Source organism: Saccharopolyspora cebuensis (genome assembly GCF_039542665.1).
Lineage (GTDB): Bacteria > Actinomycetota > Actinomycetes > Mycobacteriales > Pseudonocardiaceae > Saccharopolyspora > Saccharopolyspora cebuensis.
This window is the reverse complement of the sequence record NZ_BAABII010000019.1, coordinates 1-16,557: the sequence shown is the minus strand read 5'-3', so window position 1 is coordinate 16,557 and position 16,557 is coordinate 1. Positions and strand designations below refer to the sequence as shown.

20 protein-coding genes are annotated in these 16,557 nt (G+C 72.9%); 9 read left to right on the top strand and 11 right to left on the bottom strand.

The window, feature by feature from the left end; translation table 11 throughout:
- Positions 1–7: 7 nt before the first annotated feature.
- Positions 8–403 (bottom strand): hypothetical protein, encoded by a 396-nt coding sequence (locus ABD976_RS25315; RefSeq protein ID WP_345367472.1) that lies wholly within the window; start codon positions 401–403, stop codon positions 8–10.
- Positions 404–542: 139 nt separating this feature from the next.
- Between ABD976_RS25315 and ABD976_RS25310 the strand changes: the two genes are divergently transcribed.
- The 3 genes from ABD976_RS25310 (at position 543) to ABD976_RS25300 (ending at position 2,268) form a co-directional block, all read left to right on the top strand.
- Positions 543–764 carry a hypothetical protein gene (locus ABD976_RS25310; protein WP_345367470.1) on the top strand — a complete coding sequence of 74 codons (222 nt, stop codon included), beginning with the start codon at positions 543–545 and terminating at the stop codon, positions 762–764.
- 67 nt (positions 765–831) lie between these two features.
- Positions 832–1,758, top strand: a complete 927-nt coding sequence (locus tag ABD976_RS25305; protein ID WP_345367468.1) for a diacylglycerol/lipid kinase family protein — start codon at positions 832–834, stop codon at positions 1,756–1,758.
- 252 nt (positions 1,759–2,010) lie between these two features.
- Entirely contained in the window at positions 2,011–2,268 is a 258-nt protein-coding gene (locus ABD976_RS25300) for a WhiB family transcriptional regulator (RefSeq protein ID WP_345367466.1), read from the top strand.
- A 247-nt stretch (positions 2,269–2,515) separates the two neighbouring features.
- On the opposite strand, the gene ABD976_RS25295 is transcribed toward ABD976_RS25300, so the two are convergent.
- Positions 2,516–4,009 carry a histidine kinase N-terminal domain-containing protein gene (locus tag ABD976_RS25295; protein WP_345367464.1) on the bottom strand — a complete coding sequence of 498 codons (1,494 nt, stop codon included), beginning with the start codon at positions 4,007–4,009 and terminating at the stop codon, positions 2,516–2,518.
- 28 nt (positions 4,010–4,037) lie between these two features.
- A complete protein-coding gene (locus tag ABD976_RS25290; RefSeq protein WP_345367462.1) occupies positions 4,038–4,253 on the bottom strand; it encodes a biotin/lipoyl-binding carrier protein in 216 nt (71 codons plus the stop codon).
- A 214-nt stretch (positions 4,254–4,467) separates the two neighbouring features.
- Here ABD976_RS25290 and ABD976_RS29660 point away from each other — a divergent pair, with 214 nt between their 5' ends.
- On the top strand, positions 4,468–4,542 hold the full coding sequence (locus ABD976_RS29660) for a 50S ribosomal protein bL37 (protein ID WP_103908190.1): 75 nt from the start codon (positions 4,468–4,470) through the stop codon (positions 4,540–4,542).
- A 62-nt stretch (positions 4,543–4,604) separates the two neighbouring features.
- On the opposite strand, the gene rsrA is transcribed toward ABD976_RS29660, so the two are convergent.
- Together rsrA and ABD976_RS25280 are read right to left on the bottom strand one after the other, a co-directional pair.
- Complete coding sequence (gene rsrA, locus ABD976_RS25285) at positions 4,605–4,934, bottom strand: mycothiol system anti-sigma-R factor (protein ID WP_345367460.1); 330 nt, start codon at positions 4,932–4,934, stop codon at positions 4,605–4,607.
- On the bottom strand, positions 4,931–5,683 hold the full coding sequence (locus ABD976_RS25280) for a sigma-70 family RNA polymerase sigma factor (RefSeq protein ID WP_369775615.1): 753 nt from the start codon (positions 5,681–5,683) through the stop codon (positions 4,931–4,933). Before ABD976_RS25280 ends, rsrA begins: the two co-directional genes overlap by 4 nt.
- A 270-nt stretch (positions 5,684–5,953) precedes the next feature.
- On the opposite strand from ABD976_RS25280, the gene ybaK reads away from it, so the two are divergent.
- The gene (gene ybaK, locus ABD976_RS25275; protein ID WP_345367456.1) at positions 5,954–6,430 is read left to right on the top strand and encodes a Cys-tRNA(Pro) deacylase; all 477 of its coding nucleotides are present in this window, start codon (positions 5,954–5,956) and stop codon (positions 6,428–6,430) included.
- A gap of 288 nt (positions 6,431–6,718) precedes the next feature.
- Here ybaK and ABD976_RS25270 read toward each other — a convergent pair whose 3' ends face one another.
- The 4 genes from ABD976_RS25270 to ABD976_RS25255 all read right to left on the bottom strand — a co-directional run bounded on the left by ABD976_RS25270 (position 6,719) and on the right by ABD976_RS25255 (position 9,825).
- A complete protein-coding gene (locus ABD976_RS25270) occupies positions 6,719–7,483 on the bottom strand; it encodes an IclR family transcriptional regulator (RefSeq protein ID WP_345367455.1) in 765 nt (254 codons plus the stop codon).
- 246 nt (positions 7,484–7,729) lie between these two features.
- A complete protein-coding gene (locus ABD976_RS25265; RefSeq protein ID WP_345367454.1) occupies positions 7,730–8,341 on the bottom strand; it encodes an alpha/beta hydrolase family protein in 612 nt (203 codons plus the stop codon).
- Complete coding sequence (locus tag ABD976_RS25260; protein WP_345367453.1) at positions 8,338–9,048, bottom strand: SOS response-associated peptidase; 711 nt, start codon at positions 9,046–9,048, stop codon at positions 8,338–8,340. Before ABD976_RS25260 ends, ABD976_RS25265 begins: the two co-directional genes overlap by 4 nt.
- Entirely contained in the window at positions 9,049–9,825 is a 777-nt protein-coding gene (locus tag ABD976_RS25255; protein WP_345367452.1) for an SOS response-associated peptidase, read from the bottom strand.
- A gap of 160 nt (positions 9,826–9,985) precedes the next feature.
- On the opposite strand from ABD976_RS25255, the gene aroA reads away from it, so the two are divergent.
- From aroA to ABD976_RS25240, 3 genes are all read left to right on the top strand, one after another.
- On the top strand, positions 9,986–11,281 hold the full coding sequence (gene aroA, locus ABD976_RS25250; RefSeq protein WP_345367451.1) for a 3-phosphoshikimate 1-carboxyvinyltransferase: 1,296 nt from the start codon (positions 9,986–9,988) through the stop codon (positions 11,279–11,281).
- Positions 11,281–12,288, top strand: a complete 1,008-nt coding sequence (gene rsgA, locus ABD976_RS25245) for a ribosome small subunit-dependent GTPase A (RefSeq protein WP_345367450.1) — start codon at positions 11,281–11,283, stop codon at positions 12,286–12,288. Before aroA ends, rsgA begins: the two co-directional genes overlap by 1 nt.
- 186 nt (positions 12,289–12,474) lie before the next feature.
- The gene (locus tag ABD976_RS25240; protein ID WP_345367449.1) at positions 12,475–13,338 is read left to right on the top strand and encodes an SCO4651 family lipoprotein; all 864 of its coding nucleotides are present in this window, start codon (positions 12,475–12,477) and stop codon (positions 13,336–13,338) included.
- 7 nt (positions 13,339–13,345) lie between these two features.
- Here ABD976_RS25240 and ABD976_RS25235 read toward each other — a convergent pair whose 3' ends face one another.
- Both ABD976_RS25235 and ABD976_RS25230 read right to left on the bottom strand, forming a co-directional pair.
- Positions 13,346–13,852, bottom strand: a complete 507-nt coding sequence (locus tag ABD976_RS25235) for a DUF6912 family protein (protein WP_345367448.1) — start codon at positions 13,850–13,852, stop codon at positions 13,346–13,348.
- Complete coding sequence (locus ABD976_RS25230) at positions 13,849–15,234, bottom strand: WS/DGAT/MGAT family O-acyltransferase (RefSeq protein ID WP_345367447.1); 1,386 nt, start codon at positions 15,232–15,234, stop codon at positions 13,849–13,851. Before ABD976_RS25230 ends, ABD976_RS25235 begins: the two co-directional genes overlap by 4 nt.
- 53 nt (positions 15,235–15,287) lie before the next feature.
- On the opposite strand from ABD976_RS25230, the gene ABD976_RS25225 reads away from it, so the two are divergent.
- Positions 15,288–16,055: a TrmH family RNA methyltransferase gene (locus tag ABD976_RS25225; RefSeq protein WP_369775613.1), complete on the top strand. Its 768-nt coding sequence runs from the start codon at positions 15,288–15,290 to the stop codon at positions 16,053–16,055.
- The last annotated feature ends 502 nt before the right edge of the window (positions 16,056–16,557 follow it).

The window sequence follows — 16,557 nt, the reverse complement described above, 5'->3', positions numbered from 1 at the left end:
GTCCCGCCTAGTCGGCGTCGGGGGCGGCCTGGGCGTGGAAGGACCACTCCCGGCCCTCCCGGTTGAACAGGAACCACAGCACCGCGATCGCGGGCGCGGCGATGACCAGCGCGATCAGCGGTCGCCCCGACGGCCCCAGCGCGTACCAGGCGGTGCCCAGCAGCAGCAGTTGCAGCAGCAGCGACGGGGTGCGCGCCCAGTGCTTGCCCTTGAGCAGGCCGACGCCCGCGGCGAGCACGCCCGCGGCCAGGACCGCGTAGTAGCCCGCCTCGCCGTAGAGGTCGACCGGCGACAGGGTGCCGCGCTGACCGAGGTCCGAGGCGGTGCCGCGGACGAGCAGCGCGGCGACGAAGGCGAACGCCGCCACCGCCTGGAGCGTGGTCAGGACCCCTGCGATGCGCACGGCGCGCGGGACAGCCTCTGTCGACACGGCGGTCCGCCCTTCCGAACTGGTGGTGGTGACTCTGCGTGTGCAACATCCGATGGTAATACCGCCCGAACGCCGCATGACCGCGGCTCGGTGCCCGGTCCATGATCGTTCCATGGCTGGAGCGGTGGCCGCGGTGGGCGTCGGGGTGCCCGGCCGCGCCGCCGTCCGCCCGGCCACCGGCCGCACCGCGACGGCGCTCCGGGGTCGCGCCCGCCGTGCGGACCGGCGAGCGGAAGGCCCGGCGCGCCTGCTCCTCGCGCCCGCGCGCACCGCCCGGCCCGGGTCCGGCCGTCCCTTCGCCGCGCATCGGGAGGAGGCGGCCCGGGAGAGCTGAACCACAACCGGTGCGCCGCGGCGCCCGCCGTGCCACGAGGTCGGCGGGGCTCGCCTAGGGTGCGGGTGTGCGAGCCGTACTCGTCGTCAACCCGCAGGCGACGTCCACCACCGCGGCCGGTCGCGACGTGCTGGGCCACGCGCTGGCCAGCGAGCTGAAGCTGGAGATCGTCGAGACCGCCTACTGGGGTCACGCCGCCGACACCGCGCGCGCCGCGGTCGCCGACGGGGTCGACCTGGTGATCGCCCACGGCGGCGACGGCACGGTCAACGAGATCGTCAACGGGATCTTCTCGGTCGCCGAGGTCGGCGACCCGTCGGTCCCGATGCTCGGCGTGGTGCCGGGCGGCTCGGCCAACGTGTTCGCCCGCGCGCTGGGGCTGCCGCGCGATCCCATCGAGGCCACCTACCGCCTGCTGCGCGCGGTCGCCGAGGGCAGCAGCCGGTGGGTCGGGCTGGGCCGGGCGGACGAGCGCTGGTTCACCTTCAACGCCGGGGTGGGCTGGGACGCCGACGTGGTCGCCGAGGTGGAGCGGCTGCGCGAGCACGGCCGCGAGGTGACCCCGGCGCTGTACGCGCGGACGGCGCTGGCCTGCTACTTCCGGACGGCCCGGCGCGACCCGCGGATCACCGTGCGGTTCGACGGCGAGGATCCCGTCGACCAGGTGCACAGCCTGTTCGTGTGCAACACCGACCCGTGGACCTACCTGGGCTCGCGCCCGGTGCGGATGTGCCCGGAGACCACCTTCGACAACGGTCTCGGCGCGATGGCCGTCACGGGCATGAACGTGTACGCAGTGTTGCGACAGGTAGCGGACATGCTCCGCGATAGAGCGAAACCACACGGAAGAAACTCATTTCGACGTGCGAACGTGGGGTCCCTCCGCGTAACGTGTGAGGAGCCGTTGCGCTTGCAGGTCGACGGCGACAGCGTGGGCGAACGCTCCGAGGTCGAGTTCCGCTCGATCTCCGACGCCCTCCGCGTTGCCGTATAACCTTTTCGCAACGGATTGGCGCCGCCCCAGGCTCGTGACCCCCGTCTGAGCCGGGTGGCCCACCGAACCCCCAGGTCATGGACTGTCGATCTTTCGGGTGAGTTGCCTCACCGGCGTAGATCGAAGTCTTGACTTTGCGGCAGTTCGTGAAAGCATTCACAAGCACACGGACTCCGTGAAAGCATTCACAAACACCCCGAACCGAACCAACCGGCGTGCCGCGTGGGCACGCCTAGCGAGGAGCAAGGAACGATGGACTGGCGCCACGACGCGGTTTGCCGTGACGAGGACCCCGAGCTGTTCTTCCCCGTCGGGAACAGCGGGCCTGCGCTGCTGCAGATCGCCGAGGCGAAAGCCGTTTGCCGCCGTTGCCCCGTCGCCTCCCAGTGCCTGGCCTGGGCCTTGGAGAGCGGACAGGACGCCGGCGTGTGGGGCGGTATGAGCGAGGACGAGCGGCGTGCGCTCAAGCGGCGCAACGCCCGCACCCGGTCCGCTCGCACCAACGCCTGAACAGGCGCACTCGCAGGAGCAGCGGAGTCGGTCACCCCAATGCCGACCGACTCCGCCTCCGCCCCGGGTGACCCGCGGCGATCGCATGTGATGACCCGACGAGACCCCGGCCGATCACCGTCGATGTCGGTCCCGGCGGAACCGGACTCCCCCGAGAGCGGTTCCCGGCGACCGATCCGATCGGCCACGGCCCTCCACCCCCGGGTGGGCCACCGGACATATCGACACCCGCTGCGCGGTAGCGCTCTCAGCGGCGGTACTTCAGGGGAACGCGCAGGACGGCTTCCGTTCCCTTCTCCCGCCCCCGACCGCGCAGGCTCAACGATCCTCGGAGTTCCGACTCCACGAGGGTCCGCACGATCTGCAGGCCGAGGCGTTCGGCGCGCTCGAGGGAGAAACCCTTCGGCAGGCCGCGACCGTCATCGGTGATGACCACGTCGAGCCAGCGCGCCGAACGCTCCGCCTGCACCACGACCTCCCCGCCCTGACCCGGCGGGAACGCGTGCTCGAAGGCGTTCTGCACCAGCTCGGTGAGGACCATCACCAGCGGCGTGGCCAGCTCCGCCGACACCACGCCGAAGCGGCCCTCGCGCCGCACCTTCACCCCGGTCTCCGCGGTGGCCACGTCGCTCATCATCGGGATCACCCGGTCCACCACGTCGTCGAGGTCGACCCGCTCGTCCACCGACATCGACAGCGTCTCGTGGACCAGCGCGATGGACGTCACCCGGCGCACCGACTCGTCCAGCGCCAGCCGCGCCTCGCCGTTGTTCGTCCGGCGGCCCTGCAACCGCAGCAGCGCGGCGACGGTCTGCAGGTTGTTCTTGACCCGGTGGTGGATCTCCCGGATCGTCGCGTCCTTCGACATCAACGCCCGGTCGCGGCGCTTGACCTCGGTGACGTCGCGCACCAGCACCAGGGCGCCGGCGGCCTGGCCGCGCGGCAGCAGCGGCAGCGACCGGAACAGCACCGTCGCCCCGCGCGCCTCGGCCTCCATCCGCATGCTCGGCGTCCCGCCGAGCGCCTTGCGGACCCGCTGCGCCACCTCGTCGGCGTCGAACGGGTCGTTGAGCAGCGCCCGGGTCAGCGGGGCGAGCTGCGCCCCGACCAGATCCGCGGCGTGGCCCATCCGGTGATAGGCCGACAGCGCGTTCGGGCTGGCGAACACCACCGTGCCGGTGCCGTCCAACCGGATCAGGCCGTCCCCGACCCGGGGGCTGGTGTGCACGTCGGGCGCAGGTTCTGGCGTCGGGAAGGTCCCGTCGGCGACCATCTGGCACAGGTCCGCGGCGCTGCCCAGGTAGGAGATCTCCAGCGGGCTCGGCACCCGGGGCACCGCCAGGTTGGTGTCCCGGCTGAGCACCGCGACGATCTCCTCGCCCAACCGCACCGGGATCGTCTCCCGCCGCACCGGGACGCCCAGGTGCCAGCGCGGGTCCTCCTCGCGGCAGATCCGCCCGTCCAGCGCGGCCCGCCGGAGCTGCGGGTGCTCGTCCCGGGTCACCACCGAGCCGACGACGTCCTCCGGGTGCGCCGTCGGCGCCGTGGTCGGCCGCGCCTGCGCCACGCACAGGAAGCGGGTCTCGGTGGCCTCCTCCGGGCCGACCGGCACCCACAGCAGGAAATCGGCGAAGGACAGGTCGGAGAGCAGCTGCCACTCGGCGACCACCAGTTGCAGGTGGTCGGCGGCCGCGCCCGACAGCCCGGTGTGCTCGGCGAGCAGGTCGCTCAGCGTGGACAAGGCCCACCTCCCGCGCGGGCGATCGCGGTCATTCCACGATCGCGATCAGATCGCCTTCCTGGACCACGTCACCGGGCCGGACGGCCATCGTGCGCACCGTGCCGGACCGCTCGGTCAGCACCGGGATCTCCATCTTCATGGACTCCAGCATCACCACGGAGTCACCGTCGGCCACCGGGTCGCCCTCGGCCACCGACACCGTCATCACGTTGGCGACCATCTCGGCCCGGATCTCCTCGGCCATCATTCCTCCCTCGCACCGGGGTGCGGCGAACACACCGGGACAAGGAAACCACGTGCCCGACCGGCTCCGGGCGGCAGGTGCCGGGCATGGCAGACTGGCGAGCTGGAAGCCAGTTGAGCGCCGCCGCGCTCGCCCCGGGCGAAGGCCGGGTGGCGGAGTCGGCGCGCCCACTCGGACCGACCAGTGAGCCGAACCGACCAGTGAGGAGGGGCCGATGGGCAAGCGGGCCCGCAAGAAGAAGGACCGGAAGAAGAACAAGGCGAACCACGGCAAGCGCCCCAACTCCTGAGGCGCCACCGACGCCACGAGGGCCCCGGACCGACGGTCCGGGGCCCTCGTCGTGCGCGTCGTTCATTCCAGCGTGGTGCGCTTGCGGACCTCGACGGAGGTGCCCTCCGGTCCGCTCTCCACGGTGAGCTCGGCCTGGGTCAGCACCGCCCGCCGCAGCGACGACCGCAACCGCTCGCGCAGCTCGTCCGGGGCGTGCTCACCGCTGCACTTGCGGTGCAGCAGGGCCTTGATGTGCTCCTCGATGCCGTAGTGCTCCAGGCAGCTCCCGCACTCGTCCAAGTGCCGCTGGAGCGCCTGCCTGCGCTCCTGGTCGCACTCGTTGTCCAGGAACAGCCACACTTCGGCGAGCACGTCCTCGCACGACGCCTCCTCCGGCTGGCCGCAGGTCATGAAGTGCTCACCTCCTGCTCCTTGGCGCGCAGGAAACCCCGGTCGCGGGCGACGTCGGTGAGCATCCCGCGCAACTGCCTGCGCCCGCGGTGCAGGCGCGACATCACGGTGCCGATCGGCGTGCCCATGATCTCGGCGATCTCCTTGTAGGCGAAGCCCTCCACGTCCGCGAGGTACACCACCATGCGGAACTCCTCGGCGAGCTGCTGCAACGCGTTCTTCACGTCGCTGTCCGGCAGCCGGTCGAGCGCCTCCACCTCGGCGGAGCGCAGCCCGGTCGAGGTGTGGTTCTCGGCCTGGGCGAGCTGCCAGTCGGCGATCTCGTCGGTGGGCTGCTGCTGGGGCTGGCGCTGCCGCTTGCGGTAGCCGTTGATGTAGGTGTTGGTGAGGATCCGGTACAGCCACGCCTTCAGGTTCGTGCCCTGCTTGAACGTGTGGAACGCCGAATACGCCTTGAGGTAGGTCTCCTGCACCAGGTCCTCGGCGTCCGGCGCGTTGCGGGTCATCCGCAGCGCGGCGCCGTAGAGCTGGTCGAGCAGGGGCATGGCGTCGCGCTCGAAGCGGGCGGCGCGCTGCTGTTCGGTCTCTTCGGTTTCCGGCGCGCGCTCCTCCGCCCGGTCCGCCGCCTGGTCGGCGACCTGACCGGTGGGGGTGTCCGGGCGTTCGGTCACGTCCGAGCGCTTCGGGGTGCTGGGCACCGGGCTCCTTTCCCGCCGCCTGGACGAGGTGAGGTTCGGCGACGAATCCATGCGGTCCGACGCATGGCCCGCCTCCGAGGGTACCGGCCTGCGGGAACGCCCACCTGGTGGCGACAGCTCCGGGCGGTCGAGCACGCACGTGGTGTTGTGGTCCGTCTGCACGTCCCCTCCAACACCGGCCCCGCGGGTCCCTATTCCCACCCGCCCCGCTGCCGGGGGTGACAGCAGGGGAACCTTCCTGTCACGGGTGGGAGGAAAGTTCCCCTGCTGTCACCCCCACCGCCCGAGGCGCCGGCGCGCTCCGGCCATAACCTGAGCGGCATGGCTGGAAGGGGAACCCCGGCGACGGCTCTGCTGGCCGCGCGCGGCGTCGAACACCAGGTGCACACCTACGAGCACGACCCGCGGGCCGAGTCCTACGGGCTGGAGGCCGCCGAGGCGCTGGGGCGTGCGCCGGAGCAGGTGTTCAAGACGCTGGTGGCCGACGTCGACGGCGCGCTCGCCGTCGGGGTGGTCCCGGTCACCGGCCAGCTCGACCTCAAGGCCCTGGCCGCCGCGCTGGGCCGGAAGAAGGCGAAGCTGGCCGCCGCGGCCGAGGCGGAACGCGCCACGGGATACGTGACCGGCGGCATCTCCCCGCTCGGCCAGCGCAAGCGGCTCCCGGTGGTGCTCGACGCCTCGGCGCTGGAGCACCCGACGATCCTGTGCAGCGCGGGCCGCCGGGGGCTGGAGATCGAACTCGCCGCCGCGGAGCTGGTCCGGCTGGTCGACGCCCGGGTGGCCGCGATCGCGGGATGACCTCGGAGGAGCGATTCCGATCACCCATCGTCAGACGGAACCGCTCCCCCGAGCACCAGGTGCGGCCAGCCCCCTCAGGGGACCGCACCATGCCCGACACCGGCGCGGGCACTCGCCGGTTCCAGGCAGCTCTCGGGCCGGTCGGGCACGCCGCGACCAGCGGAGGCGGAACGAACGGCGCCGCCCGGCCGCGAGCCGTCCACCTCCGGCCCTCTGGGAGTAGATCTTGTTACCACCGGGGTGGTACAGCAACACCCGGCTTTTCAGATGATGATTGCGGGCCGCCCCCTACCGCATCGGGTAGCTGCCCGACACCGCCAGGAGGCGGCCGATGTCCCGGGCCGTCTCGGTCAGCGGCCCCGTGTAGCCGCCGCTGCGCCCGAGCCGCCGCGCCGGGAACGACGTCGCCAGCGTCACCGGGCCGCTCCAGCCGGGCACCGCGACGGCCAGGCACGCCGTGCCCAGCGCGTACTCCTCGGAGTCGGAGGCCAGCGCGGCCGGCTCGGAGCGCACCAGCTCGCGCACCCGGGTCCGGGTCCGCGGCGTGAGGTCCAGCGGCGGGTGCCTGCTGAAGTGGTCGGCGCGCTCCTCCGAGCTGAGGGTGGCCAGCAGGCACTTGCCGATCGCCGTGGCGTGCGCGGCCTCCCGGAAGTCCACCCAGGTGTCCACCCGCGGTGCGCGCGGGCTGTCGACGACCTCGGTGACCTCCACCTCGCCGTCGTGGTAGCGGGCCAGGTAGACCGCGGCGCGCAGCTCGTCCCGCAGGTTCGCCAGCGCGGTGCGGAGCCGGTGCCGGGTGGTGTGCTCGCGGCTCACCTCGGAGATCTCCCGCACCCGCTCGCCGAGCACGAAGGCGCCGTCGTCGAGCTTGGCCAGGTAGCCGTCGTGCACCAGCGTCCGCAGCAGGTGGTAGGTGGTGGGCAGGGCGATGCCGCTGCACCGGGACAAGGTCTTGGCGGTGGCCCCTCCCGGCCTGCGGCTCACCTCCTCCAAGAGGTGGAAGGCGCGTTGCACGGATGCGATCAGGGTCGGCTCACCGCTGCCCCGTGTCATCACTTCTCCTCGGCCGTCGATCGACTCGCGCGATGCGGATCCCGGTGCCCCTGCCACCCGCGCCCGCACCACCTCGGCCGGGCCCGTGCGACCGGTGATCACCATCGAGATGACCAGCTACCTTACGCCAGCACCCCGGGTTTCCGAACCCCGCGCCCTCGCCCACCGTCCGGGTGAGGAAGCGGAGTCCGAACGGGCGATCCGGACGGCCGAACGAGCCAGCCGACCCGATCGGGCGCCGCCCGATCAGTCGATCAGCCGCAGCACCCGGCCGAGCCACTCCTGCACGGCGCGCCCCACCGACTCCGGGTCCGCCTTCAGCGAATGATCGCCCGCCACCAGCACCACTTCGCGCTCCGGGGCGGGCTCGGGGCGGCCGAACGCGTCCCGCTCGCCCTGCACCACCAGCACCGGCGGCTCCACCGCCCGCAGCTCGTCCATCCGGGACTTCTCCGGCTTGCCCGGCGGGTGCACCGGGAACGCCAGGCACAGCACCGCCGAAGCCGCCCCGGCGTCGGCGGTCCGGCAGGCCACCCGGGCTCCGGAGGAACGGCCGCCGAACAGCAGCGGCAGGTCCGGGAACCAGCGCTCACCCAGGTCGGCGGCCACCGCCAGCCACGCCGCGTCGAGCTGCCGCGCCGGAGCGGGCGCCCGGCGCCCGGCGACCCGGTACGGCTGCTCCACCAGCGCGACGTGCACGCCGGCGGCGGTGGCGGCGCGGGTGGCGGCGACCAGGTCCGGGGCCTCGATCCCGCCACCGGCACCGTGCCCGAGCAGCAGCGCCGCCCGGCCTTCCTCGGCGGAGTGCAGCTCCGCGCGGGCGGGCCCGTGCGGGGTGTCGATCTCGGCGCGCGTCATGACTCGAACAGGGCGGCCTGCTCGGCCGGTTCGGGCACCTCGTCGGCGCGGTCCAGCAGGGCCGGGTGGTTGTTGCGCATCGCGTTCACCTCGGTGGAGACGGGCCGGATCTCCAGTGCGTCGAGCATCCCCGCTGCGGGCTCCAGCAGCCCGCCGATCTCGGTGCGCGCCGGGTCCAGCCAGTCGGCCCAGCGGTCGCGGGGCAGCACCAGCGGCATCCGGTGGTGCACCTCCGCCAACGGCCCCACCGCCTCGGTCGTGACCACCGCGCAGGTCACCAGCGGGGTGCGCGAGTCCGGCGGCCACCACGCGGAGAACACCGCCGCCATCGCCAGGCTGTCCCCGCCCGCGTGCGCGCACAGGTACGGCTGCCTGCGCCGGTCGCCGGGCCGCCACTCGTACCACCCGGTCGCCGGCATCAGGCAGCGGCGCTTGGCCGCGGCGTCGGCGAACGACGGTTTGGTGGTGACCGACTCGGCGCGGGCGTTGATCAGCGGCGGCCCGCTGCCCGCGTCCTTGGCCCACGTCGGGACGTATCCCCAGCGCACCGGGCGGACGCTGCGCTCACCCCGGTCCACCACGATCGGCACCGTCCGGGTCGGCGTCACGTTGTAGTCGGGCGCGAGCTCACCACCGGTGCGGTCGATCGCCTCGAACTCCACCGCCAGCGCCGCCGGATCGGGCCGGACGGCGTACCGGCCGCACATTCACCGCTCCTCCCGTCGCGGGTCCAACGGCACCGGCCGGTGCTCGGCGCCCCCGGCGACGTCCGGCACCCGTTCGACCAGTGCCGATCCATTGTTGCGGACGTTGTTCACCGCGCTGGACACCGGGCGGATCTCCAGCGCCGCGACCAGCGCCGGGTCCGGTGCCAGCAGGTCGGTGGCGTCGGCGCGGTCCGGGTCCAGCCAGTCGGCCCAGCGGTCGGACGGCAGCACCAGCGGCATCCGGTGGTGCACCTCGGCCGCCGGCCCGAGCGCCTCGGTGGTCAGCACCGCGCAGGTGACCAGCGGTTCCGGCTCTTCCGCCGCGGGATCGCGCCAGGTCTCGAACAGCCCGGCCATGGCGAGGCTGGTCCCGTCCGGCGAGGTGGTGAAGTACGGCTGCTTGCGGTCGCCGTCGCGCTTCCACTCGTACCAGCCGTCGGCGGGCAGCAGGCAGCGGTGGCGCTTCGCCGCGGAGCGGAAGGCCGGTTTGCCGGTGACCGTCTCGGCCTTCGCGTTGATCATCCGGTTGCCGATCTTGGGGTCCTTGGCCCACGGGGGGACCAGCCCCCACCGCATCACCCGGATCGACCGCTCGGTGCGCGACTCGTCGCGCTGCCCGTCCTCGGTGCGCGGGTGGCGCTGCACCACGGTCAGCACCTGCTTGGTCGGGGCGACGTTGAAGTCGGCGCCCGGCGCCGCGCCACCGGTGGCGTCCAGCGCGGCGAACTCCGCGGCGAGCCGTCCCAGGTCCTTGGTCGAAGCGTATCTGCCGCACATCGTCCTCACCCTCCCGCCGTTCGACGTGCGTCCAGCATCCTCGCAACCCCCGACGAGGGGTGCGAGCAGGGGAACTTTCCTGTCACCGGTGACAGGAAAGTTCCCCTGCTCGCACCCCCATCACCGGTCGCCGGGCCGAGGATGCGGGATCATTGACCCCATGACCCAGCTCTGGCCTGCCCCGACCGCCCCCGGTGCGGTGCGCGCGACCGTCCCGGTGCCCGGTTCCAAGTCGATCACCAACCGCGCCCTGGTCCTCGCCGCGCTCGCCGACGGCCCCTCCACGCTGAGCGCGCCGCTGCGCAGCCGGGACACCGAGCTGATGGCCGCCGCGCTGCGCTCCCTCGGGACGACGGTGTCGGACGGCCCGGACGGCTCCTGGCTGGTCGAGCCGGGGGCGCTGCGCGGCCCGGCCGAGGTCGACTGCGGGCTGGCGGGCACCGTGATGCGGTTCGTGCCGCCGGTGGCCGCGCTGGCCGAGGGCAGCATCACCTTCGACGGCGACCCGAGGGCCCGGGAACGCCCGCTGGGCACGGTGCTCGACGCGCTGCGCGCCCTCGGCGTCGAGGTCGGCGGGGACGCGCTGCCGTTCGAGCTGCGCGGCGCGGGCGGCGTCCCCGGCGGCGAGGTCACCATCGACGCCTCGGCGTCCTCGCAGTTCGTCTCCGGCCTGCTGCTGTCCGCGGCGCGCTTCGACCGGGGCGTGGTGGTCCGGCACCGCGGCGGACCGGTCCCCTCGCTGCCGCACATCGACATGACGGTGGCGATGCTGCGCGACGCCGGGGTCGAGGTGGACGCCGAGCAGCCGGAGCGCTGGCAGGTGTCCCCGGGGCCGATCCGCGCGCTGGACCTGGCCGTGGAGCCGGACCTGTCCAACGCCACCCCGTTCCTGGCCGCGGCGGCCGTGACCGGCGGCACCGTCACGGTTCCCGGCTGGCCCGCGCGCACCACCCAGGCCGGCGACGCGATCCGCGACATCCTGGCCCGGATGGGCGCCGAGGTCCGCCGCACCGACGCGGGTTTGACGGTCACCGGCCCGGCCGCGCTGACCGGCATCGACATCGACCTGCACGAGGTCGGCGAGCTGACCCCGACGGTGGCGGCGCTGGCCGCGCTGGCCGAGGGCGGTTCCCGGCTGCGCGGCGTCGCGCACCTGCGCGGCCACGAGACCGACCGGCTGGCCGCGCTGGAACGCGAGCTCACCGGGCTCGGCGGCGCGGTGCGGCAGACCGAGGACGGGCTGGTCGTCGAGCCGCGCGAGCTCACCGGCGGCACCTGGCACTCCTACGCCGATCACCGGATGGCCACCGCGGGCGCCATCCTCGGCCTGCGGGTGCCGGGCGTGCGGGTGGAGGACATCGCCACCACCGCCAAGACCATCCCCGACTTCCCCGGCATGTGGGCGGCGATGCTCGCGGCCGAGGACGCGGCGGTCGGCTCGGGGGCGCGGGGCTGATGGGCAAGCGCGGCTGGCGGGACCTGGACGAGTCGGACGTCCGGGTGCGTCCCGGGCGATCGGGCACCCGGCCGCGCAGCAAGCGCAGGCCCAAGCACGAGGACGCCGTCGAGGCGATGGTGCTGACCGTCGACCGCGGCCGGTGGACGTGCGCGCTGGACGGCGACCCGGAGCGGCTGGTGATCGCGATGCGGGCCCGCGAGCTCGGCCGCACGCCGGTGGTCGTCGGCGACCGGGTCGACCTGGTCGGCGACGTCTCCGGCGGGCCGGACGCGCTGGCCCGCATCGTGCGGGTGGCCGAACGCACCAGCGTGCTGCGCCGCACCGCCGACGACACCGACCCGTACGAGCGGGTGGTGGTCGCCAACGCCGAGCAGCTCGTGATCGTCAGCGCGCTGGCCGATCCGCCACCGCGCCCCGGCTTCATCAACCGCTGCCTGGTCGCCGCCTACGCCGGTGGCCTGACCCCGGTGCTGTGCCTGACGAAGGCGGACCTGGCCGATCCCGGCGAGTGGATCGAGCAGTACTCGTCCCTGGAGATGCCGATCGTGCGCACCCGGGAGGGTGAAGATCCGGACGATCTCCGGGCCGTGCTGACCGGCCGCGTCTCGGCCCTGGTCGGCCATTCGGGCGTGGGCAAGTCCACCTTGGTGAACCGGCTGGTCCCGGCCGCGGAGCGGGCCACCGCGGAGGTCAGCGGGGTCGGCAAGGGCAGGCACACCTCGACCTCGGCGCTGGCCCTGCCGCTGATCGAGGGCGGCTGGGTGGTGGACACCCCCGGCATCAGGTCGTTCGGGCTGGCCCACGTCACCGCCGACGACGTCATCGCGGTGTTCGAAGGCTTCGCCGAGGCCGCCGAGGAATGCCCGCCGAACTGCGGTCACCTGGGCGGGGAGGATGATCCGGACTGCCACCTGGACGTCTTCGCCACCGAGACGGGGTCCACCGAACGGCTCAACGCGCTCCGCCACCTGTTGCTCTCCCGGGCCGGTTACGACGAGGCTTGAGCGTTCTCCCCCGAACGAGCTTCATTCCTGGCGCGGCGGGCGATCGTTGCTAGCGTGGGTGCGGGCGGCGCGCTGCGCGATGTGGCCAGGGCGCGCCACCGACGCGGTCTTTCCGCACTGCCAACGGCTTTCCCTTCCGGTACTGCCGTCCGTCATCGCCTCCGGCTTCGAGGGAGCTCGATCACCATGTCCCGAGCCCGTGCCACCGCGGCCTTGTCCGCGGGCCTCGTCCTGGCCGCCCTGGTGGGTGGTTGCGCGGAGCCGCCCGCGCCGCCCAGACCATCGTCGGGGGCCGCGACGATGCGCACCGACACGCGCCCGGACGCCACCCAACTGCTGGCCACCACCGTGGAGAAGATCAACCGGAGCGGCGGTGTGCACAACACCGTGCGCGGCAGCCTCGGCATCGTCGGCGAACTGAACGGCGAAGGCGTCGTGCAGTACCAGGGCGGGGCAGCGGAATTCTCCCTCAGCGGGCACACCGAGCCCGAGGGGCAGCGGCCGCAGCCGGTCGAACTGTCCTTCGTGGACGGGGTCGGGTACCTGAAGACCCCGCTGATGCGCCCCGAGCCGGGCAAGCCGTGGCTGCGCATCGCCTCGGACGGCACCGACTTCGCCGCGAAGCTGTTCTCCCCGGCCCTCGCCCAGGTCCTCGCCGCGATCGACCCGCGGGCGACGTTCGCCGGCATCGAGTCCGCCACGAAGATCGAAACCAGCGCGCCGGAGGTCATCGACGGCCGCCAGACCACCCGGTACGACCTGCGCATCCTCACCGCGCGGGCGGCCGAGCTGAGCACCGACCCGCAGCAGCGGGAGCGCTACCGGAGCGCGGCCGAATCCGGTCAGCGCGAGATCGGCTACCAGCTCTGGCTCGACGAGTCCGGGCTGCCGGTGCGCTTCGCCGCCACCCAGGACGTCGCGCAGGCCGGCCAGATGTCGCTGACCTCGTCCTACCGCGACTGGGGGACCCACATCGACATCCAGCCGCCGCCCGCCGACCGGGTCGGCGTGTTCCGCGACCTGCCGATGCCGCAGGCGCAACCGCGCTGACCGGCGACTACATCAGCTCGAGCAGGAACGGCACCTCCTGGGCGCCGTACCAGGCGAGCTCGTGGTCCTCCGCCTCGCCGAGGGTGAACTCGGCGTCCGGGTCCCCCAGATCCGCGGCGTCGATCACCTCGGCGGCGGCGCGGACCGCCTCCTCGGCTTCCGAGACGTCCACGTGCACCGCGGCGATCAGCTTCCACGCGACCGGACCGGCGAGCCGCACCACCGCGAAGTCGAGGTCCGGGCGCAGCGTGGCGTCCTCCACGTCGGCGGAGATCACCACGCGGCGCAGCTCCGCCTCCGCGCCGGACTCGTCCAGCTCCGCGGCGATCAACCGGAGCGACGCCCGCGCCGCCTCCCGCATCGCCGCGTACTCCAGTTCCTCGGTGTCGCCGGTCGCGTAGGACTCGCGCAGCGCCGGCGTCAGCGCGAACGCGGTCCCGGACAGCGGCTGCAACTGCCGGTCCTCCACCAGCCGCCGCAGCATCGGCACCGTGGCAGGAACGTAAACCCTCATGCGTCGACCGTCCCGATCATCTCGTCCAAAGCCTCCCCGATCATCGCCGCCAGCACGTCGACGTCGGGCATCGCGTCCCGGTCCGCGTTGAGGCCGAAGAACACGCCTCCGTCGTAGGAGGTCACCCCGATCGCCAGGGACTGGTTCTTCGCCAACGGCACCACCGGGAACATCTCCACCATCCTCGCCCCCGCCGCGTACAGCGGCACCTGCGGGCCCGGAACGTTGGTGACCAGCACGTTGAACAGCCGGTCGGAGAACCCGCTGGCGACCCGCGCGCCGAGCGCGTGCAGCGTCGGCGGGGCGAAACCGGACACCTTCACCAGGGCGTCGGCCGCCACCGACTGCCCCGACTCGGAATGCGCCCGCATCGCGTGCCCGACCTGGTGCAGCCGCACCGCCGGATTGGTCTCGCCCACCGGCAGGTCCAGCAGGTACGCCGAGACCTCGGGAGCGCCGGAGGAGCCGCGGATCGACATCGGCACCATCGCCCGCAGCGTGCTCGACGGGCCGGCCATCTCACCCCGGGACAGCAGCCAGTTCCCCAACGCCCCCGCGACGACCGCGAGGACCACGTCGTTGATCGTGCCGCCGTGGGCCTGGCGCACCGCGCGGAGGTCGTCGAGCTTCGCCCGGGCCACCGCGAACCGGCGCTGGGTCGAGGTCGGGCCGTTCAGCGGACCGCTCGGCGCGGGCACCACCGCGGTCCGCACCGCCGAAGCCACCCCGCCCACCGCGCGGCCGACCTTCCGCACCGTCGCGGTCGCGTCGGCCACGGCCGCGCGCACGTTCTCCACCACCTCGCCGGGCCGCTGCACCGCGTCGGTGACCGCCTCGGTGACCAGTGCGGCGGAGCTCGGTTCGGGCCGGGGCATCCACAGGTCGTCGGTCGGCGCCCCGTCACCCCCGGACTCGAAGTCGAGCAGCACCTGACCGATGTCCAGCGCGCCGATGCCGTCCACCATCGCCTGGTGGGTCTTGGTGATCACCGCGACCCGGTTCCGCGACAGCCCCTCGACCAGGTACGTCTCCCACAGCGGCCGGGTGTGGTCGAGCTTGCGCGACATCAGCCGCGCGACCAGTTCGTGCAGCTGCTCGTCGTTGCCCGGACGCGGCAGCGCGGAGCGGCGGACGTGGTAGGTGATGTCGAAGTCCTGGTCGTCCACCCACACGGGTCGCGCGAGCCGACCGGGCACCTGCATCACCCGCTGCCGGTAGCGCGGAACCAGCGACAGCCTGCGTTCGATCAGCGCCAACACGGCGTCGTAGTCGAACCCGACGCGCGGACGCCGGAACACCGCGACACCGCCGACGTGCATCGGCGTCGTGTAGTCCTCCAGGTAGAGGAACGAGGCGTCGAGGGCGGAGAGCCGATCGGACATGCGCAGATCCTGGCACACCAGCGGCGGTCATCGCGGCGGCCCGTGTGACACTGGTGGGCGTGACCAGCGAAGTCTCCCCCAAAGACCGATTCGTGACCGTCTACGGCCGCAAGCCGGTGCTGGAGGCGCTGGCCGACCTCGAACTGCGGGTCGACAAGGTGATCATCGCCGAAGGGCTGGGCGGCTCTGTCATCAACGAGATCAAGGAAGCCGCCGCCGACCGGGCCATCCGGGTGCAGCGGGCCAGCGCGCACCGCGTCAAGGTCCTCGCGGGCAACGGGCGCCACGACCAAGGCGTCGTCGCCGACGTGGTCGCCCGCAAGATGCGGCCGCTGGCCGATGCCCTCGCCGACCCCGCCCACGCCCCGCGCAACGTGCTGCTGCTCGACGGGCTCACCACCCCCGCGAACGTCGGCATGATCCTGCGCACCGCCACCGCCGCGGGCATCGACGGAATCGTCGTGCCGCACCGCGGGGTCGCGGGCCTGGATCCGCTGGTGATCAAAGCGTCGGCCGGGATCGCCTTCCACGCCCCGGTGCTCCGCAGCCGCACCGCGGGTGAGGCCGCCGAACAGCTCACCGAAGCCGGCTACCCCCTCTACGCGCTCGAGGCCGGGAGCGGCCAGAACCTGTTCGAAGCCGACTTCGGCCCGCGCGCGGTCTTCGTCCTCGGCAGCGAGACCGCCGGACTCTCCGAGGACGTCCAGGACCGCATCGAGCAGTCCATCGCCATCCCGATGCACGGCGGCGTCGAATCCCTCAACGTCGCCAACGCCGCCGCAGTCGTCTGCTACGAACTCCTCCGCCGCCAGCGCCGCTGACCCGTCCCTGCGGATGGCAGCAGGGGAACCTTCCGCTCAACCCTGACAGGAAGGTTCCCCTCTTGCCACGGGTGACAGGAAGGTTCCCCTGCTGTCATCGGTGGGAGGAAGGTTCCCCTGCTGCCATGCCGCCCGAGCGCGAACGCACTGGCCCGCCTGTTGAGAGGAAAGTTCCCCTGCTGTCACTGGTGGGAGGAAAGTTCCCCTGCTGCCATCCCGACGCATGAAGCAGGCGCCCCGAACTCCGTCCAACGCGACGACACCTTCCGCACGACCAGCACGAGAACGACGGCGGTCGTTGTCCCGTCCTTCCACACGTGCGCCTCCCCTTCTATCGCGAAGGAAGGCCAAGCCCGTCACGGGCCACTGCCGACCCGGCCGGGGCGCAGACAAAAAGAGCGGGGCCCCGGACCACACGGACCGGAACCCCACATGCACGCAAAAAAGGGGTGGGGCACGAAGACCAACTTGTCTTCGTGCCCCACCCCTCTCTCAGAAATGT